Source organism: Streptomyces sp. NPDC006544, from assembly GCF_040611715.1.
Classification (GTDB): Bacteria; Actinomycetota; Actinomycetes; order Streptomycetales; family Streptomycetaceae; genus Streptomyces.
Genome location: NZ_JBEXOV010000066.1, coordinates 1 through 16,319, shown reverse-complemented (window position 1 = coordinate 16,319; position 16,319 = coordinate 1). Strand labels below are relative to the sequence as shown.

General features: G+C 73.5%; 20 protein-coding genes. 10 read left to right on the top strand and 10 right to left on the bottom strand.

What is annotated here, in order from left to right; all coding sequences use genetic code 11:
- Positions 1–6: 6 nt before the first annotated feature.
- Complete coding sequence (locus ABZY44_RS26450; RefSeq protein WP_356657929.1) at positions 7–252, top strand: hypothetical protein; 246 nt, start codon at positions 7–9, stop codon at positions 250–252.
- Positions 253–273: 21 nt separating this feature from the next.
- Here the strand turns inward: ABZY44_RS26450 and ABZY44_RS26445 are convergent, their stop codons facing one another.
- Positions 274–1,218 (bottom strand): alpha/beta fold hydrolase, encoded by a 945-nt coding sequence (locus ABZY44_RS26445; RefSeq protein ID WP_356657927.1) that lies wholly within the window; start codon positions 1,216–1,218, stop codon positions 274–276.
- A 126-nt stretch (positions 1,219–1,344) separates the two neighbouring features.
- On the opposite strand from ABZY44_RS26445, the gene ABZY44_RS26440 reads away from it, so the two are divergent.
- From ABZY44_RS26440 to ABZY44_RS26430, 3 genes are all read left to right on the top strand, one after another.
- On the top strand, positions 1,345–1,956 hold the full coding sequence (locus ABZY44_RS26440; protein WP_356657925.1) for a TetR/AcrR family transcriptional regulator: 612 nt from the start codon (positions 1,345–1,347) through the stop codon (positions 1,954–1,956).
- A 4-nt stretch (positions 1,957–1,960) separates the two neighbouring features.
- Positions 1,961–2,512, top strand: a complete 552-nt coding sequence (locus ABZY44_RS26435) for an NADPH-dependent FMN reductase (protein ID WP_356657923.1) — start codon at positions 1,961–1,963, stop codon at positions 2,510–2,512.
- A gap of 114 nt (positions 2,513–2,626) precedes the next feature.
- Entirely contained in the window at positions 2,627–3,820 is a 1,194-nt protein-coding gene (locus tag ABZY44_RS26430) for a MerR family transcriptional regulator (RefSeq protein ID WP_356657921.1), read from the top strand.
- A gap of 64 nt (positions 3,821–3,884) precedes the next feature.
- On the opposite strand, the gene ABZY44_RS26425 is transcribed toward ABZY44_RS26430, so the two are convergent.
- On the bottom strand, positions 3,885–4,265 hold the full coding sequence (locus ABZY44_RS26425) for a hypothetical protein (protein ID WP_356657919.1): 381 nt from the start codon (positions 4,263–4,265) through the stop codon (positions 3,885–3,887).
- Between the two features lie 289 nt (positions 4,266–4,554).
- Here ABZY44_RS26425 and ABZY44_RS26420 point away from each other — a divergent pair, with 289 nt between their 5' ends.
- Complete coding sequence (locus tag ABZY44_RS26420) at positions 4,555–4,977, top strand: CBS domain-containing protein (protein WP_356657917.1); 423 nt, start codon at positions 4,555–4,557, stop codon at positions 4,975–4,977.
- A 16-nt stretch (positions 4,978–4,993) separates the two neighbouring features.
- On the opposite strand, the gene ABZY44_RS26415 is transcribed toward ABZY44_RS26420, so the two are convergent.
- The 3 genes from ABZY44_RS26415 to ABZY44_RS26405 all read right to left on the bottom strand — a co-directional run bounded on the left by ABZY44_RS26415 (position 4,994) and on the right by ABZY44_RS26405 (position 8,350).
- Complete coding sequence (locus ABZY44_RS26415; protein WP_356657915.1) at positions 4,994–6,352, bottom strand: chloride channel protein; 1,359 nt, start codon at positions 6,350–6,352, stop codon at positions 4,994–4,996.
- A complete protein-coding gene (locus ABZY44_RS26410; RefSeq protein ID WP_356657913.1) occupies positions 6,349–6,894 on the bottom strand; it encodes a potassium channel family protein in 546 nt (181 codons plus the stop codon). Before ABZY44_RS26410 ends, ABZY44_RS26415 begins: the two co-directional genes overlap by 4 nt.
- A gap of 199 nt (positions 6,895–7,093) precedes the next feature.
- Positions 7,094–8,350 (bottom strand): DUF2254 family protein, encoded by a 1,257-nt coding sequence (locus ABZY44_RS26405; RefSeq protein WP_356657911.1) that lies wholly within the window; start codon positions 8,348–8,350, stop codon positions 7,094–7,096.
- Between the two features lie 174 nt (positions 8,351–8,524).
- Here ABZY44_RS26405 and ABZY44_RS26400 point away from each other — a divergent pair, with 174 nt between their 5' ends.
- A complete protein-coding gene (locus ABZY44_RS26400) occupies positions 8,525–9,376 on the top strand; it encodes a YhjD/YihY/BrkB family envelope integrity protein (RefSeq protein WP_356657909.1) in 852 nt (283 codons plus the stop codon).
- Positions 9,377–9,402: 26 nt separating this feature from the next.
- On the opposite strand, the gene ABZY44_RS26395 is transcribed toward ABZY44_RS26400, so the two are convergent.
- Together ABZY44_RS26395 and ABZY44_RS26390 are read right to left on the bottom strand one after the other, a co-directional pair.
- The gene (locus ABZY44_RS26395) at positions 9,403–10,632 is read right to left on the bottom strand and encodes a hypothetical protein (RefSeq protein WP_356657907.1); all 1,230 of its coding nucleotides are present in this window, start codon (positions 10,630–10,632) and stop codon (positions 9,403–9,405) included.
- Between the two features lie 304 nt (positions 10,633–10,936).
- Complete coding sequence (locus ABZY44_RS26390) at positions 10,937–11,311, bottom strand: MerR family transcriptional regulator (protein ID WP_356657969.1); 375 nt, start codon at positions 11,309–11,311, stop codon at positions 10,937–10,939.
- A 269-nt stretch (positions 11,312–11,580) separates the two neighbouring features.
- On the opposite strand from ABZY44_RS26390, the gene ABZY44_RS26385 reads away from it, so the two are divergent.
- A complete protein-coding gene (locus ABZY44_RS26385) occupies positions 11,581–11,925 on the top strand; it encodes an STAS domain-containing protein (RefSeq protein ID WP_356657906.1) in 345 nt (114 codons plus the stop codon).
- 49 nt (positions 11,926–11,974) lie between these two features.
- On the opposite strand, the gene ABZY44_RS26380 is transcribed toward ABZY44_RS26385, so the two are convergent.
- Positions 11,975–12,385, bottom strand: coding sequence for an arsenate reductase ArsC (locus ABZY44_RS26380; RefSeq protein ID WP_356657904.1), 411 nt, complete (start codon positions 12,383–12,385; stop codon positions 11,975–11,977).
- An 80-nt stretch (positions 12,386–12,465) separates the two neighbouring features.
- Between ABZY44_RS26380 and ABZY44_RS26375 the strand changes: the two genes are divergently transcribed.
- Positions 12,466–12,777 (top strand): metalloregulator ArsR/SmtB family transcription factor, encoded by a 312-nt coding sequence (locus ABZY44_RS26375; RefSeq protein WP_356657902.1) that lies wholly within the window; start codon positions 12,466–12,468, stop codon positions 12,775–12,777.
- Complete coding sequence (arsB, locus tag ABZY44_RS26370; protein WP_356657900.1) at positions 12,777–13,877, top strand: ACR3 family arsenite efflux transporter; 1,101 nt, start codon at positions 12,777–12,779, stop codon at positions 13,875–13,877. The genes ABZY44_RS26375 and arsB overlap by 1 nt, the downstream gene beginning before the upstream one ends.
- A gap of 41 nt (positions 13,878–13,918) precedes the next feature.
- Here arsB and ABZY44_RS26365 read toward each other — a convergent pair whose 3' ends face one another.
- Complete coding sequence (locus ABZY44_RS26365) at positions 13,919–14,416, bottom strand: N-acetyltransferase family protein (RefSeq protein WP_356657898.1); 498 nt, start codon at positions 14,414–14,416, stop codon at positions 13,919–13,921.
- Entirely contained in the window at positions 14,413–14,775 is a 363-nt protein-coding gene (locus ABZY44_RS26360; RefSeq protein WP_356657896.1) for a metalloregulator ArsR/SmtB family transcription factor, read from the bottom strand. The genes ABZY44_RS26365 and ABZY44_RS26360 overlap by 4 nt, the downstream gene beginning before the upstream one ends.
- Positions 14,776–14,890: 115 nt before the next feature.
- Here ABZY44_RS26360 and ABZY44_RS26355 point away from each other — a divergent pair, with 115 nt between their 5' ends.
- Positions 14,891–16,288 (top strand): NAD(P)-binding domain-containing protein, encoded by a 1,398-nt coding sequence (locus tag ABZY44_RS26355; RefSeq protein WP_356657894.1) that lies wholly within the window; start codon positions 14,891–14,893, stop codon positions 16,286–16,288.
- The last annotated feature ends 31 nt before the right edge of the window (positions 16,289–16,319 follow it).

The following is a 16,319-nucleotide window of genomic DNA, read 5'->3' as shown; positions in this document are numbered from 1 at the left end:
GGCATCATGACGAGGGAGATCCGGGACTGGCGCGGCTGGACCGGCGCGGCCCCGTTCTGGCTCAACTCGTTCACGCTGCTGCTGGCCCCCTTCACCACGGTCACCCTGCTCGCCCAGATCGGCATCATCGCGGCGCTGGCCGCGGTGGGCGGTCTGGCCCGGCACCTGTGGTCGGGCGACTACGGTCATCCGGCCGTCCACTCCGCCGCCGCGCTCATGGGCGCGGCGGCGGTGGCCCTGGTCGTGGTCTGAGAGCCGGCCGGGGTCCCGTCGCTACGCGTCGGCCGCCGCCGTTGCCGGCTCGAGCGAGTCGATGTCCTCCATGAAGGCGAGCATGCGGGCGTTGACCACGTCGGGGTGGTCGATCTGCGGGCCGTGGCCCGTGGCGGCGACGATCTCGGCGCGGGCGCCCGGGATCAGCCGCGGCACCCGCTCCAGCTGGCGCTTCGGGTGCACGAGCAGGCTGCGCTTGCCCATGATCAGGTAGAACGGCGTCCGGATCGAGCCCAGTTCGGCGTCCGCCAGCGGCAGCGGGGCGGGACGTCGGATCCGGAAGGCGCGGACGCCCGCCTGGATCCACGCGCGCAGTTCGGGAACGACGAGGACGGGCTGCTCCAGCCAGGCCGCCAGCCGGGGCCGCAGCGCCTTGGGGGCGAAGGTCGCGAAGAGGCTGGCGAAGATCCAGACGAAGAAGCGCAGGCCCACCTTCTCCAGGCCGCCCGGGTCGAGGGCCGTCACCGAGGCGAGCCGGCCCGGGCGCAGGTGCGCCTGGTTGATGACCAGCCAGCCGCCGTAGGAGGAGCCGACGAGGTGGACCCGGTCGAGGCCGAGCGCGTCGAGGGCCTCGTCCATCCACTGGGCCGCGCGCTCGGGCTGCCACATCGGCTCGCGCTGGACGCTGCGGCCGGGGTCGCCGGGGGTGTCGAGGGCGTAGACGGGGCGTTCGGCGCTCAGGGCGCGGGTGTTGGGGTACCACTGCGCGGAGCAGCCGCCGGAGCCGTGGATCAGGACCACCGGGGTACGGGACGCGGCGGCGGGGTCCGTGGGACCGTACCGGTAGACGTGGGTGGTGCCGAAGCTGGTCTCGACGTCCGTCTCGGAGCGGGCGGGCGCGCCCATCGCGTAGACGGCGTCGCAGGCGGCGAAGTAGCGCTCGCGCAGCTCGTCGCTCACGTAACGGCCGATGTCGCGGCGCGGACTGGTCGTGTTCTCGGGCACGGGGCACCTCCGGGAAGATCCGGTCTTCGTGATACGACCGTACCATAATGGTGGTACGGCGGTACCATGAACCGGTCCGGGGACGCCGGGCCGCGAACCCACAGCGACGGGCGGAGGCGCCGGCACATGCCGAAGCGCGTGGACCACGAGGAACGACGGGCCCAGATCGCCGAGGCGCTCATCCAGGTCGCGGGTCGGCGCGGACTGCACGCCGTCGGCATGCGGGACGTGGCCGCGGAAGCGGGTGTGTCGCTCCGGCTCGTGCAGTACTACTTCGAGACCAAGGAGAAGCTCCTCTTCTACGGTCTCCAGCACCTGACCCACCGCTTCACGGCGCGGGTCGGCGCCCGCCTCGCCGCCGCCGGTCCGAACCCCGGCCCGCGCGCGACCATCGAGGCGCTGCTGCTGGCCTCCCTGCCCACCGACGAGGAGAGCCGCACCTTCCACCTCCTCTACAGCTCCTACTCGATCCTGTCCGTCACCGACGAGGCGCTGGCCGCCCAGCCCTTCATCGACAACCCCGACGCCGCCGAGAACGCGGTGTGCGGGCTCCTCGAACAGGCCCAGGCGTCCGGCCTCGCCGACCCCGGCGCCGACGCGCGCACCGAGGCGGTCAGCCTGCTCGCCATGACGGCGACCATGGGCACCAGCATCCTCGTGGGCCAGCGGAGCCCGGAATCCGCCGTCGCCGTGCTCCGCCACCATCTGGACCGGATCTTCAGGACCTCGCTAGATTGAGCGCATGTCCACACCGCCTGTGATCCTGCTGCTGTCGGGGAGCCTGCGGGCCGGCTCCTCCAACGAGTCCGTGCTGCGCACCGCGCGGGCCGCGGCCCCCTCGCCGGTGCGGACCGTCCCGTACGAAGGGCTCGCGGAGCTCCCGCACTTCAACCCCGACGACGACGGCGACACGCTGCCGGCCCCCGTGGCCGCGCTGCGCGCGGCGATCGGCGAGGCGTCCGGGATCTTGATCTGCGCCCCCGAGTACGCGGGCACCCTGCCGGGCTCCTTCAAGAACCTGCTGGACTGGACGGTCGGCGGCACGGAGATCTGCGACAAGCCCGTGGCCTGGGTGAACGCGGCCGCCCCGGGACGCGGCCAGGGCGCGGAGGACACGCTGCGCACCGTCCTCGGCTACACCGGCGCCGCCATCGTGGAGCCGGCGTGCGTGCGGATCCCGGTGGACCGCGGCATGGTCGGCCCCGACGGCACTATTACCGACCCCGCCGTCCGGGAGCAGCTCGCCGGGGCCCTCGCCCTCCTGGCGGCTCCTCGCTCGCCCGCGGCTCCGTAGCCTCGTGGCCTCGTGGCCTCGCGGCCTCGTGGGGCTTCCGGCGGCGGGGCCCGTGGACGGGCCGCCGCAGCCGGGGTTGACCCTCGACCTGGTGGAGGGATCAGGGTTCCGGGTGTGGAGAACGACATGCGCGGCATCGGCGAGATGGCCCGGACCTGCGGACTGAGCGTGAGCGCCCTGCGGTTCTACGACGGCGCGGGCGTGCTGGTCCCGGCCTGGGTGGACCCGGTGAGCGGCTACCGCTGGTACGGACCCGGGCAGCTCGAAGAGTCCCGGGTGCTGGCCCGGCTGCGCCGGGCGGGGATGCCGCTGGCGGACATCCGGCTGGTCCTGGCCGGCTGGTCCGGCGCGGACGGCGACCTGGTGCGCAAGCTGCTCGGGGCCCATCTGCGCCGGCTCGAACGGGGGCTGGCCGATGCCCGCGGTGAGTTCTCCACGCTCCGAGCGCTACTCGAATGCAGGGAGAGCCCCATGACCGTCCTCCGTTCCGCCGATTCCGCCGCGTCGTCGGCCGACGCCGACGCCTCCGCCTCCGCCGAGCCCGTCCGGGTGGCGGTCTCCGCGGCCGGGCTGGCCGCCGCCCTGGACGCCGTCCGCTTCGCCGCGGGCGGTGACCCGGAGCTGCCGACGCTCGCCGGTGTCCTGTTCGACTTCGACGGCGCGGATCTCCGCGTCGTCGCCACCGACCGCTACCGGATGGCCGTCGCCCTGGCCGGTACCACCGGCCACGTCGGGCCCCGGGTGCAGGTCGTCGTACCGTCCCCGCTCGCGGACGCCATGCGGGCGCTGCTGGGCGCCGACGCGTCCGTCCACATCACCGTGGACGGCGACCGCGTCGGCCTGGAGACGGGGGACCGGCAGGCGGCCGGCCAGTGCCTCGGCCACGACTTCCCCGACTACCGCCGCCTCGTCCGCCTGCCGGCCGGGCGCCGCGCCCTCGTCGACGTCCCGGCCCTCCGGGAGGCGCTGGAGACCGGCCCCGTCCGCGCGAGCGAGGTGCGCGGGCAGGACGGCGCGTCCTACGACCTCAGCCTGCTCGAGGTGGCGGCCGACGGCTCGGTGACCGTCTGCGGGGACCGGGACGGGGACGGCGCCGGTGACGCGCGGGGAGCCGTGGGGGACGGCGGCGCGGGCCGCAGCCGCGTCGCCGTCAACCGCGCGTACCTGTTGCAGGCCCTCGCCGCGGGGGACCGGGACCGGCTGGAGCTCGAGTTCGGCGCCCCCAAGGCACCTCTGGCCGTCCGCCGGACCGACACGGAGGACACGTTCTCGCTGCTGATGCCCGTCCACCTGGAGAACGAGCACTGAGGGCGGGCCGCGGCAGAACCGGGCGGGCCGGCCGGCGAAGCCGAGACGATCCGAAAGAGACGCCCTAGACGGACGAGGCGCCCGGTACCGGGGGCTCCGGCCTCTCGCGCGTGGCCAGGACCGTCACCACCTTGGCGCGGCCCCACCGGCACGTCAGCCGGAGCAGGCAGAGCGCCGTCGGGACCCACAGGGCGGCGAAGAGCCAGAGGGGGCCCGGCGAGGCCGACACCGCGGCGCGTACGAAGAGAGCGGCGCAGGCGACGGCGAGCAGGGACGTGCAGAGGCCGAGGCGATGGTCGAGGGCGGTGTTCCAGGCACCGGTCCACGGCCTCATGCCGCGGCTCAGCGTACGGAGGCGTCGGTCGAGGAGTTCGTCCGTGCGCAGTCCGCCCTCGATGTCCTCGAGGATCATGCGCTCCTGGTGGGTAAGCTCCGGGCCGTCCATGGCGGGTCCTCGCTAGCGTCCGGAAGGCGCGGGGGCACGGTACCGGCCGCTCCGGCGCCGTGCGGATCCCGCGCGCGGGAGGCCCCCTGGACGGCGCGGTCGACGCCCCCGGCGTGAGCCGGGGCGGCGATCGTGGCTGCCTCCCATGGCGTGGGGTGTGTTTTACGTCTACCCCCGTGGGGCTGCGCTCACACCGCGGGAGCCCCCTGACGCGACACGCGCCCCTCCCGTCGGGGTTTGGCGACCGGCGCAACGGTAAGACGCCCAGGTACGGGAGGTGGTGGGAATCATGACCCGACAGGTCCACGAAGTGATGACCGGGAACCCGGTGACCGTCGAGAAGCTCACCTCGCTGGCGGAAGCCGCGCGCGTCATGCGCGACGCCGGCATCGGCGACGTCCTCGTCGTCGACGAGGGACGGCTCCGCGGCATCCTGACCGACCGGGACCTCGTCATCCGGGGCGTTGCCGAGAACCGCGATCTCGCCGACACCACGGTGCACGCGATCTGCAGCACGGACCCGCTCACCGTCAGGCCGGACGACCACGTCGAGCAGGCCGTCGACCTCATGCGCCGGCACGCCCTGCGCCGCCTCCCCGTACAGACCGAGGCGGGCGAACTCGTCGGTGTCGTCACCCTGGGCGACCTCGAGGTCGAACGGGACCCGGGCTCGGCCCTCGCGGCCATCTCGGCCGCGGAGCCCGGCCACTGAGCTCCCCGCCCCCGCCTCAGGACCCGCCCGGCCCGCCCTCCGGCTCGTGCACCGCCCCCATCGGGAGCAGCTCGGTGATGACGAAGGCGACCACGGCCGCCAGGATCACCACGGGCATCATCGCGGTGCTGCCCAGCAGCAGGACCACGAGCAGCACGCTGCTCACCGGCAGCCGCAGCGCGATGACCGAGGCCGCGGCCATGCCCGCCGCCATGGCCGGTACGACGCCCAGACCCGGCAGGGGCGAGAGCAGGACGCCCGCCGCGGCGCCGAGGAAGAGCGCCGGGAACACGGGGCCCCCGCGCAGGCTGCCGAGACAGAGCGCGTAGGCCGCGCCTTTGAACAGCAGGACGGCGAGCAGCGCACCGACCCCCCACGCGTGCGGGTCGGCGGCGAGTGCGGCGAGGGTGGACTGGCCGGACGAGGTGACCTGTACGGGCGAGCGGTCCGTGATCAGCGCGTAGAGCCCGGCGCAGGCGGCGGCGCCGAGGGCGCACAGCACGGTCCGTACCAGCGGCCGCTCCGCGACGTACGAGGCGATCAGCCGGGCCCCGGCCAGCAGCGGGTGCAGGACCGCGGCGAGGACCACGGCGATGGCCAGCGCCCAGAGCACGTCGGCGAGGTCCAGCCGGGGGAGCGGTGCGGACAGCTTCAGGGAGAGGTTGCCCGTCGCCAGGCCGGTCCAGCGGCCGAGTCCGGTGAACACCAGGGCCCCGACCCCGCTGGAGAGCAGGGCGGGGAGCATGACCGCGAACAGCTGCGGCCCGCCGACCCCGGCGACCTCCATGAGGAGCACCGCGGCGATCAGCGGATTGCCGAAGATCGCGGACACGGCCGCCGCCGCTCCGGCGGTACCCAGCAGGACGGCGCTCCGGGCGGTCGCCGGCACCTGCGCGAGGTTGCGGAACAGCAGCGCCAGGCCGCCGCCCAGGGCGATCAGCGGGGCCTCCGGTCCCAGGACGGCGCCGAAGGGCAGGCTCGCCAGCGCCGCGAGGAGGACGCCGGGCAGCGCGCGCGACGAGGGCGGCCCCGAGTCGTCCAGTCCGGAGACGGGGACGTGGCCGCCGGCCCCGGGCAGGCGGGCGGCGATCAGGCCGACCCCGATGCCGGCGACGAGCAGCAGGGGGAAGGGCCACCACCAGGGCGGGGTGTCCCAGCCCAGGGCGTGGGGGAGGTTCGCCCACAGCGCGTGTTCCAGTTCGTGCAGCAGGACGAGGAACCAGAAGGCGACGAGGGACACCGGTATGCCGATCAGGGCGCAGAACGCGAGCGCCTTGAGGTAGCCGGGGCTGCGGAGCAAGTTCCTCAGTACGACCGCTTCTTGCGGTTGCGACCCCCCGGCCGCCGGGGCGGACCGGGTACGCGGCTCGCTCATGGGTTGTCCCCTCGTCTGCGCATCCCGAGCCGGACCGCGCCGAACAGGGCCTTGGCGATCACTCCCACCACGATCAGATCGGCGACCATCTGCGAGGTCGTCAGCACGCGGGCGGCCTGGGTGACGGGTGCGATGTCCCCGAAGCCCACGGTCGCGAACACCGTGACGGTGAAGTACAGCGCGTCGGTCCGGTTCAGCGGCTCCGTGAACGATTCCGGCACTTCCTGCGCGAGCAGGAAGTAGGTGGAGGAGAACAGCACCAGGAACAGCGGCACGGCGGTGGCCAGGGCTTCGAGGGCGCGCAGCCGCGGATGCTCCGCATGGGAGATGAGGGCGATCTGCCAGACGACCAGGCTGCCGAAGAGGACCAGGCCGAGGAGCAGCAGGGTGAGGGTCAGGGCGTCGAGGCCGCGGTCCAGCGGGATCAGGTAGTACAGCGCGGTGAGCACGACGGCCGAGGCCGCCGAGCGGAGCAGGTAGCCCGCCAGCACGCGGCGGTGACGGGGGCCCGGCTCAGGCCACAGCGGTGGGCTGCCCGCCACGTTCACCGGCTCCCGCTGCGTCGCTCATGACCACTCCTCACAGACGACCGGCGGTTCCCGCGCCCCACCGGCGGCGGAGCGCTCCACCCATTGCAGCATCGGTCCGATCGGCACGCACTCCGGCGACGGGCGCCGGGCTGGTCCCGCGGGCGGGCGCCGTGGGGGCCTGGGGGCGGGGGCCGGGCGGCCGGACACCCCTCTAACCGTCCGCGGGGTCCTCCCAGGTCAGCGGAGAGGCTTCGCTCCCCGTCCGGTGGACCCAGCCCAGCCGGTCCCGCAGGACTCCGCGGCGGCCCTCCGGGCTCTGCTCCACCAGCCTGGCCAGCAGGGTGCGCATCCTGCGCAGGGCCATCGGGGAGCCGCCGGCGGCGAAGACCAGGTCGTCGACGGCGGTGCGTACGAACTGCTCCCAGCCGGGCACCGGGACCGTCACCCGCAACGCGCCGTCGTCGTCGGCGAAGCGGCCGACGTCCAGGTCCCGTCCGGCGAGGCGGGTGAGCAGGTCCTCCAGGCGGTCCAGGCAGTCCACGGCCGTGGCCGGATCGTTGACGGCCGGGGAGAGGGCGCGGAGGGCGATGTCGACGAGCAGGCGCAAGGGCAGCTGCGGATCCTGGTGGAAGGTGCGCTCCAGCCCCGTGACCATGTGGTCGCGCAGCACCCGTTCCGGCAGGCGGCCGCCCCTCACGTCGGCGAGGGCCACGCCCTGCGACACGGCCTGTCCGGGCGCGACGCGCAGCGCGATCGAGCAGTCGTGCGCCTTCGCCGCGCCGACCAGCGCGGCCACGTCGATCTGCTGGAGCACGGCCCCCGGCCCCTGCCAGCGCAGGAGGGCGGCGCCGGCCGCCGGGGGAGGCGCCGCGGCGACCTCGCGCGGATCGTACGGCCGCACGTACAGGGTGTCGAACAGCCGGTGCGCGCGGGTGACGATCGCGGTCAGCGCGTGGGCGAGCTGGATGGAGTCGAACGCCTTCATCTGGAGCGTCCGCATGAGGGCGAGCGAGACCAGGGTGAGCAGCATGGCGACGAGGGGGACGACGACCGAGACGGTTCCGCTCGCGCCGCCGATGGCCAGACCCGAGGTGATGCAGAAGACGAACACCCCGATGGTGAAGGCGAACGCGCGCCAGACGATGGGCTCGTCGCGGAAGAGGCCCAGACGTGGTGTGAAGGTGCTCGCGGAGAACTGCACGACGAGGAACAGCACCGAGTAGATGATGCTCACCAGGCTGATGACCCCGAACCCGATGGTGAACAGCAGGGTCGCCACCTGTCCGGACTCCACCCTCGGCCCTCCCGAGAGCCTGGGGACGAGGAGCCCCAGCGCCAGCCCGACGACCGCGCAGACGAGCTGGGACAGGTCCCTGCGCAGTGCGCGCGTAGGACGCTGGAACAGTGCGCCCCGCTGATGCCGTGTCTCGGAGCCGAGGCGCGCGGGGACATCAGCCGAGCCGGACATCCAGCCTCCTCAACGCTCCTTGTTCCCCGTGGACGTGGTCGCAGCGCTGGTTGGAGATGCAATCACGGGAGCGGCGGGACCGAGTGGCGAAATGCCGGATAACAGATTAATTCCGTCATTGTTCTCGACAAGGGCGGCGCAGCCGCCGCGAACCGCGCCCCGAGGAGTTCCGCCGTGCCCGAACCGGAGGCCGGACATCGCTTTCGCGCCGTCCCGGGCTGGATGCGCAAGCACACCCCGCTGCTCGGCCGGCTCCTGGACCAGCTCGCGACGGTCAGGGTCCTGGACTGCGCGACCAGGCTGGCCGCCCAGGCCTTCCTCGGCGCGCTGCCGGCCGTCTTCGTCATCGCGGCCCTCGCTCCCGACTGGCTCCAGGGCCAGCTCGTCGCGTCCATCCGTACGACACTGGGCCTCCGGGACGCCGCACTGGACCAGGTGCGGTCGATGTACTCCGCCACCGATTCCACGGTCCTGGCGAGCACGGGCGGAGTGGGGGTCGTGGTGACGCTGCTGTCGGCCACCGCGTGCAGTCGCGCCCTGCAGAAGACGTGCGAGCGCTGCTGGCACCTGCCCAAGGCCAAGGCCCGGGTCGCCGCTTGGCGCTGGCTGGCCTGGCTCGCCGTCTGGCTGGTCGCCCTGCTGTTCCAGGGGCTGGTGCAGACGGCCTTCGGCACCGGCCGGGCCGCCGGTTTCGCCTTCGCGGTGGTCAGCGGCACCCTGCTGTGGTGGTGGACGCCGCACCTGCTGCTCGGTGGCCGCGTCCCGTGGCTGCCCCTGCTGCCCGGTGCGCTGCTGGCCGGGTTCGGTGAGCAGTTCCTGACCGTGGGATCGCAGATCTACATGCCCCATGCCGTCGAGCGCAGCATGCAGCAGTTCGGCAGCCTCGGCTCGGTCTTCGTCCTGCTGTCCTGGCTCATCATGTTCTTCATCGTCATCACCCTCGCCCTCGCCGTCGGGTACGTGGTCGCCCACGAGCCCCTCCCGGCGACCTGGCTCCGCACGCCCGCGGACCCTCCGCGGCCGTGACGCGCCGACGGGGCGCGGCTCCCCGCTCAGCGGTCCCCGGTCCGGCCCGTCGGACCCGCCGTCCCCGCCGGCCCGGGCTGAGCCGTCTGCGAGGCGCGGCCGCCGGCCGCCAGCAGGGCCAGCACGGCGAGCACGGCGAGCAGGACGAGGACCAGGAGCAGGACGGTCAGTACCGTCGGGTGGTTCCACAGCGCGAACACGAGCGCGAGGACGAGCAGTACGCCGATGGTGAGCGCGCCCCGGCGGGCCTGTACCCACGTGCCGACCCGCCCGGTGTGCACGCCGTGGCCGGCGCCCCATCCGGCGGCGGAGTCGGCCGCGCGTTCGGCGCGGCCGCGCACGCCGCGCGGCAGCCGGCCGGCGCCGGAGAGGTAGGCGCCGAGCGCCACGACGACCCCGAGGACCAGCGCGGTCCGCAGGCTCACCTTCAGGAACCGCACCAGGGTGTCGAAGACCGCCGCGGCCGCCGCCGGTGACTGGACCTCCGCGGGGAGGTGGTCGAGGTAGTAGTGGCGAACGACGACCAGCACGATGGCGACGAGGAGACAGGCGCCGGCCGCGCCGAGTGCCGTGGCCACCAGGGCCCGGCGGCGGCGCCGGGCGAGCATCACTCCGACGGCGCCGAGGACCACGGTGAGCACGGGCATCCAGTTGCCGACGACGTCGAGGAGGTGGGCCGCGCCCCTGACCTTCTCCAACTCCTCGGACTGGAAGAGCACCATCTGCTTGTGGACCTCGGGGATCTTCTCGGCCGGGGACAGACCGGCGTTCACGAGGTCTTCCTTGACCTTCTCCACGGCGGCGCCGACGTCGAGGGTGACGGTGCCGTCCTCGACGCCCACCGCGCCGCGGCCCTCACCGGTCAGTGCGTGCACCACCGCGGAGTGGGCGACGCGGTTCGCGGTGGTCCAGACGGTCTCGAACCGGTCGCTCTCGACGAACCGGGTCGCCACCTTGGAGACGGCCGTGTCCGCAGCCGAGTCCAGCTGCGGCCCCAGCGCCTTGACCGCCGTTCCGACGCGGGGCGGCAGCCCCTGGGACTCCAGCCACTTCGCGAGGTCCGACGCGACCTCGGCGCCGTCGACCCGGACGTCGGCCGCTTCGGTGATGCGGTGGACGGCGGCGGCCTCGATCGCCGGGTTCGAGGCGAGCGGGGAGACCGTGGACACGTAGCGGCCGGTGTCCAGCACGATGTCGTGCACCCAGACGGTGAGCAGGGAGACGGGCACGAGGATGCACGTGAGTGTGATCAGCACGGCCGAGACCGAACTCATCGCCACCCGCCCTGCGCTGCCCTGACCCTTCCGCGGCGGCGGGGACACGTCGTCGGGCGGATCGGACGGCAGACGCATGGCACTCCCGTGAACGATGGACGCGAAAACCCGATACGGCCCATTGGACACACGACGTCGCCGGTTGCGCGCGTTCGGTTGCTCTCACCGTGTGACCCACCCGCGGGGCCGTCGAACTGCGCGGATCGACGGCCGGATCCGGTCTGCCGGTGCGTCCGCCGGTGCGTCCGCCGGGTCTGACCGGGTCCGCTCGGCCGGGTCGTCGCCCTCAGGTCCCGGCGGCCGCCTGGGGTGTCCCGCTCGCGCGGCGGTATTCGGCGTTGAGGCGCTGGGCCTCTTCGAGTTGGTCCTCGAGGATGATGATGCGGCAGGCGGCCTCGATGGGGGTGCCCTGGTCGACGAGTTCCCGGGCGCGGGCGGCGATGCGCAGCTGGTAGCGGGAGTAGCGGCGGTGGCCGCCCTCGGAGCGCAGCGGGGTGATGAGGCGGGCTTCGCCGAGGGCGCGGAGGAAGGCCTGGGTCGTGCCGAGCATGTCCGCGGCCCGGCCCGTGGTGTAGGCGGGGTAGTCGTCGTCGTCGAGACGGCCGAACGGGGCGTGCGGTGTCATCTCCTCCTGCTCGGTCTCGGCCACGAGAGAAACCATAGCCATGACGCTTCCGATTGTCTACGATGGCCAAGATAGATTTTCAGTTGTCCGACGAGGAGGTATGGGGGGTCGAGCAGGGCCCGCGTCCGTGTGCGGAGAGGCGTCGGAGCCGGGCCCCGCCGGACGCGCCCACGCCACGGCTCCGTCTACGATCTTCGCGAGGACACGCACGGCCAGCACGACACGTGACCTGCGGCTCCCGACCCGACCGGACCGGGCGACCGGGTCGCGGGGCCACGCCCGTACATCCAAGGAGTGATCCACCCATGGTCGAACGCCCTCCACGCGGGGCCGGCGGAAAGAACATCGCCGTGGAGGTCCTGGACCGCACCGTCGCGGTCAGGCCCGTCGGCGAACTCGACATCGAGACCGCGCCCGTCCTGCAGCGCGCCCTCACCGAGGCCCTCGCCCACGCCTCGCCGGTCAAGGCCGTGGTGATCGACTGCAGCCGGCTGAGCTTCTGTGACTCCTCGGCGCTCAACGTCCTCCTCGCCGCGCGGCGCACGGCGCAGGAGTCCGGCGGCGTCATCCGGCTGGCAGCCCTCAACTCCCAACTCCAGCGGCTCCTGGAGATCACCGGCGCCCTGGCCCTCTTCCCCCTGGACCCGTAGCCCGACCCGCGACGCGGCCGCCGGTGCGCGCGGCCGCCGCTGTGCACGCTCAGGCCGGCCGGGCGGGGGCGATCTCCGCGATCAGGCCCTCGACGAGCTTCCTGATCTCCTCGCGGATCGGGCGTACGGCCTCGACGCCCCGGCCCGCGGGGTCTTCGAGTGCCCAGTCGAGGTAGCGCTTGCCCGGGAAGACGGGGCAGGCGTCGCCGCAGCCCATGGTGACGCATACGTCCGAGGCCCTCACCGCGTCCACGGTGAGGATCGAGGGGGTCTCGGCGGACATGTCGATGCCGACCTCGCGCATGGCCTCGACCGCGGCCGGGTTCACCGCGCCGGCGGGGGCGGAACCCGCGGAGCGGACCTCGATGCGGTCCCCGGCGAGGTGGGTCAGCCAGGCTGCGGCCATCTGGGAGCGACCGGCGTTGTGGACGCAGACGAACAGCACGGACGGCTTGGACACGGCAGGTTCTCTTCTCGTGCGCGACGAAGGCCGGGCGGCGCCAGTGGTATCGGTCACCGCTGATGTGAAAATATCAGCCCATGCTGACATCAGCCAATGCTGACCTGATCAAGGTTCTCGCCGACCCGCTGCGGCTGGAGATCGTGACCCTGCTCGCCCGGGAGACCCTGTGCACCACGCACCTCGTCGAGGAGACGGGCGCGAAGCAGACGAATCTCTCCAACCACCTGCGGGTCCTGCGGGAGGCCGGGGTCGTGGACACCGAGCCGTGCGGCCGCTTCACGTACTACCGGCTGCGTCCGGAGGCCCTCGAAGCCCTCGCGGGCCGGTTCGCGGACCTGGCCGCAGCGGCCCGTACGACCACCGCGGCCGGCCGCAAGAGGTCCTGCTGATGCCCGCCGCCGAACCGGTCGCCCCCCGGAGGCCGACGGCCGCCGAAGGCGGCGGGGTGGTGGGCAGGCTGTCCACCCTGGACCGCTTCCTCGCCGTGTGGATCCTGCTCGCCATGGCCCTCGGTCTGGGGCTGGGCCGGCTGGTCCCCGGCCTGGGCGACGCCCTCGCCGTGGTGGAGACCGGCGGCATCTCCCTCCCGATCGCGGTCGGCCTGCTCGTGATGATGTACCCGGTGCTCGCGAAGGTCCGGTACGACAGGTTCGACGCGGTCACCGGAGACCGGCGGCTCATCGTCTCCTCGCTCGTCGTCAACTGGCTCGTCGGCCCGGCCGTCATGTTCGCGCTGGCCTGGATCTTCCTGGCCGACCTGCCCGAGTACCGCACCGGCCTGATCATCGTCGGCCTGGCCCGCTGCATCGCCATGGTCGTCATCTGGAACGACCTCGCCTGCGGCGACCGCGAAGCCGCAGCCGTGCTGGTGGCCCTGAACTCGGCCTTCCAGGTCGTCGCCTTCGGCCTGCTGGGCTGGTTCTACCTCGATCTGCTCCCCGCCCGGCTCGGCCTGGGCGACGGCGAGCACCTCGACGTCTCCCTGTGGAAGATCGCGCTCAACGTCGTCGTCTTCCTCGGCGTCCCGCTGCTCGCCGGCTACCTCACCCGCCGCGTCGGCGAGCGGAAACTCGGCCGAGAGGCGTACGAGTCCGGCTTCCTGCCGAGGATCGGTCCCTGGGCCCTCTACGGCCTGCTCTTCACGATCGTCACCCTCTTCGCCCTCCAGGGAAGGACGATCACCTCGCACCCGCTGGACGTCGCGCGGATCGCGCTCCCGCTCCTCGTGTACTTCGCGGTCATGTGGTTCGGCTCCTTCGCCCTCGGCAGGGCCGTCGGCCTGCCGTACGACCGCACCGCCACGCTGGCCTTCACGGCGGCCGGCAACAACTTCGAGCTGGCCATCGCGGTCGCGATCGCCACCTTCGGCGTCACGAGCGGTCAGGCGCTGGCGGGCGTCGTGGGCCCCCTGATCGAGGTCCCGGTCCTGGTCGCCCTCGTCCACGTGTCGCTGGCCCGGCGGCGGAAGTTCGACGCCACCGGCCGGTAGGCGCCGCGACCCCGGCCGACGGCCCGTCCCGGGCGGGGCGGTCAGCCGTCGACGGTGCGGCTCCGGCGTTCCAGCAGGACCACGTCGCGCCACACGTCATGGTGGAGGCCGATCCGCTCGCGGGTTCCGATCACCCGGAATCCGGCCCGCCGGTGCAGCTCCAGACTCGCGGTGTTCTCCGGGAAGACGCCCGACTGGATCGTCCAGATGCCGGCCGCCTCGGTCGAGGTGATCAGCGCGTCCAGCAGCGCGCGGGCGACGCCGCGGCCCCGGGCGTCCGGATGTACGTACACCGAGTGCTCGACCACGCCCGCGTACGCGCGGCGGTCGGAGACCTTCGACGCGGCCACCCAGCCGAGCAGCTTCCCGTCGGGGCCGAGCGCGGCGAAGCGGTGCCCGGGCAGCCTCGCCGCGTCGAACCGGGCCCAACTGGGGGCGGAGGTCTCGAAGGTGGCGTTCCCCTCGTCGATGCCCGCCTGGTAGATGGCCAGGGCCTCCTGCGCGTGGGTACCGGTCAGTGGCTCGACGCAAAAGCTCATGCCGCGCCGGTCCGGACGAGGAGCCGGCCCATCGCGGCCAGTACGGCCGGTTCCACCCGGTAGTACACCCAGGTGCCGCGCCGCTCGGAGGAGAGCAGACCGGCGTCCTTCAGCTTCTTCAGGTGGTGGGAGACGGTCGGCTGGGAGACGCCGACGTCGGAGATGTCGCACACGCAGGCCTCGCCGCCCTCGTGCGAGGCCACCAGGGAGAACAGCCGCAGGCGCACGGGATCGCCCAGCGCCTTGAACATGACGGCGGACCGCTGGGCCTCCTCGGACGTCAGCGGGCGCTCCGACAGCGGCGGGCAGCACGGGGCCGCGTCCGGCTCCAGCAGGGGCAACGCCTTCGTGGTCGACATGCCCTCCATCATCGCCAGAAATTCGACAGATGTCTATGTTGACGAACGTCGATACACGGTGCCAGTCTGGAGTCCTCAGGACATCGACACATGTCGAATCAATAGGGAGTCCGTCGTGAACGCATCCACCGAAGCCCTGCCCGTCGTCGTGATCGGCGCCGGACCGATCGGCCTCGCGGCAGCGGCCCGGCTCATCGAGCGGGACATCGAGCCCCTCGTCCTGGAGTCCGGTCCCGTCGCCGGGTCCGCGGTGCGCGAGTGGGCACACGTACGGCTCTTCTCCACCTGGTCCGAGGTCGTCGACCCGTCCGCCGAGAAGCTCCTCGCCCCGACCGGGTGGGCCCGCCCCGACGGCGCCGCCTACCCCAACGGCGGCGACTGGGCCACGCTCTACCTCCAGCCGCTCGCCGACGCCCTCGGCGACCGCGTCCGCTACGGCGCCCGGGTCACCGGTGTCTCCCGGGCCGGCCGCGACCGGGTCGTCGACTCCGGCCGCGAGGCCCAGCCCTTCACCGTCCACCTCCTGGGTGCGGACGGACGCGAGGAGCGGATCACGGCCCGCGCCGTGATCGACGCCTCCGGCACCTGGACCACGCCGAACCCGCTCGGCGGCGACGGTCTGCGCGCCCTGGGCGAGCGCACCGCCGCCGACCGGATCTCCTACCGCGTCCCCGACCTCACCGACCCGGCCGTACGGGCCCGGTACGCGGGCCGGCGCACCGCCGTCGTCGGCACCGGCGCCTCGGCCTTCACCGCCCTGGCCCTCCTCGCCGGCCTCGCCGAGGACGTACCGGCCACCCACGCCACCTGGATCCTGCGGCGCGGGATCGGCGGCGACACCTTCGGGGGCGGAGCGGCCGACCAGCTTCCCGCCCGCGGCGCCCTGGGCCGGCGTGCCCAGGCCGCCGTCGAGGCCGGCCACGCCACCGCGGCCACCGGGTTCCGCACCGCCGCCGTCGAACGCGACGGCGGCCGGCTGATCCTCGTGGGGGAGGACGGCCGCCGCCTCGACCCGGTCGACGAGGTCATCGTCCTCACCGGCTTCCGCCCGGACCTCACCTTCGTCTCCGAGCTGCGCCTGGCTCTCGACGAGCGCCTCCAGGCCCCCGTGGGCCTCGCCCCGCTCATCGACCCGAACGTCCACTCCTGCGGCACCGCCTACCCCCACGGCGCGAACGAGCTGTCCCACCCCGAGCGGGACGTCTACCTCGTCGGCATGAAGTCCTACGGCCGCGCCCCGACCTTCCTCGCCCTCACGGGCTACGAGCAGGTCCGCTCCGTCGCCGCGGCCCTGGCCGGCGACCGCGAGGCCGCCGAGCGGGTCGAACTCGTCCTCCCCGAGACCGGGGTGTGCGGCGGTGCCGGCCTCTTCGACCAGCCGGACCCGGCCGAGGACCTGGCCGGGGGCTGCTGCGCCGCACCCGCACCGGCCACCCTCCGGATCGGCGTCGGGGCGGATGACCGGACGGCCGGCAACACGGGCGCTCCGGCTCCGGCGCGCGGCGGCCGCTGACCGCCGCGGCCCCGCCCGGCCGCACGCCGGC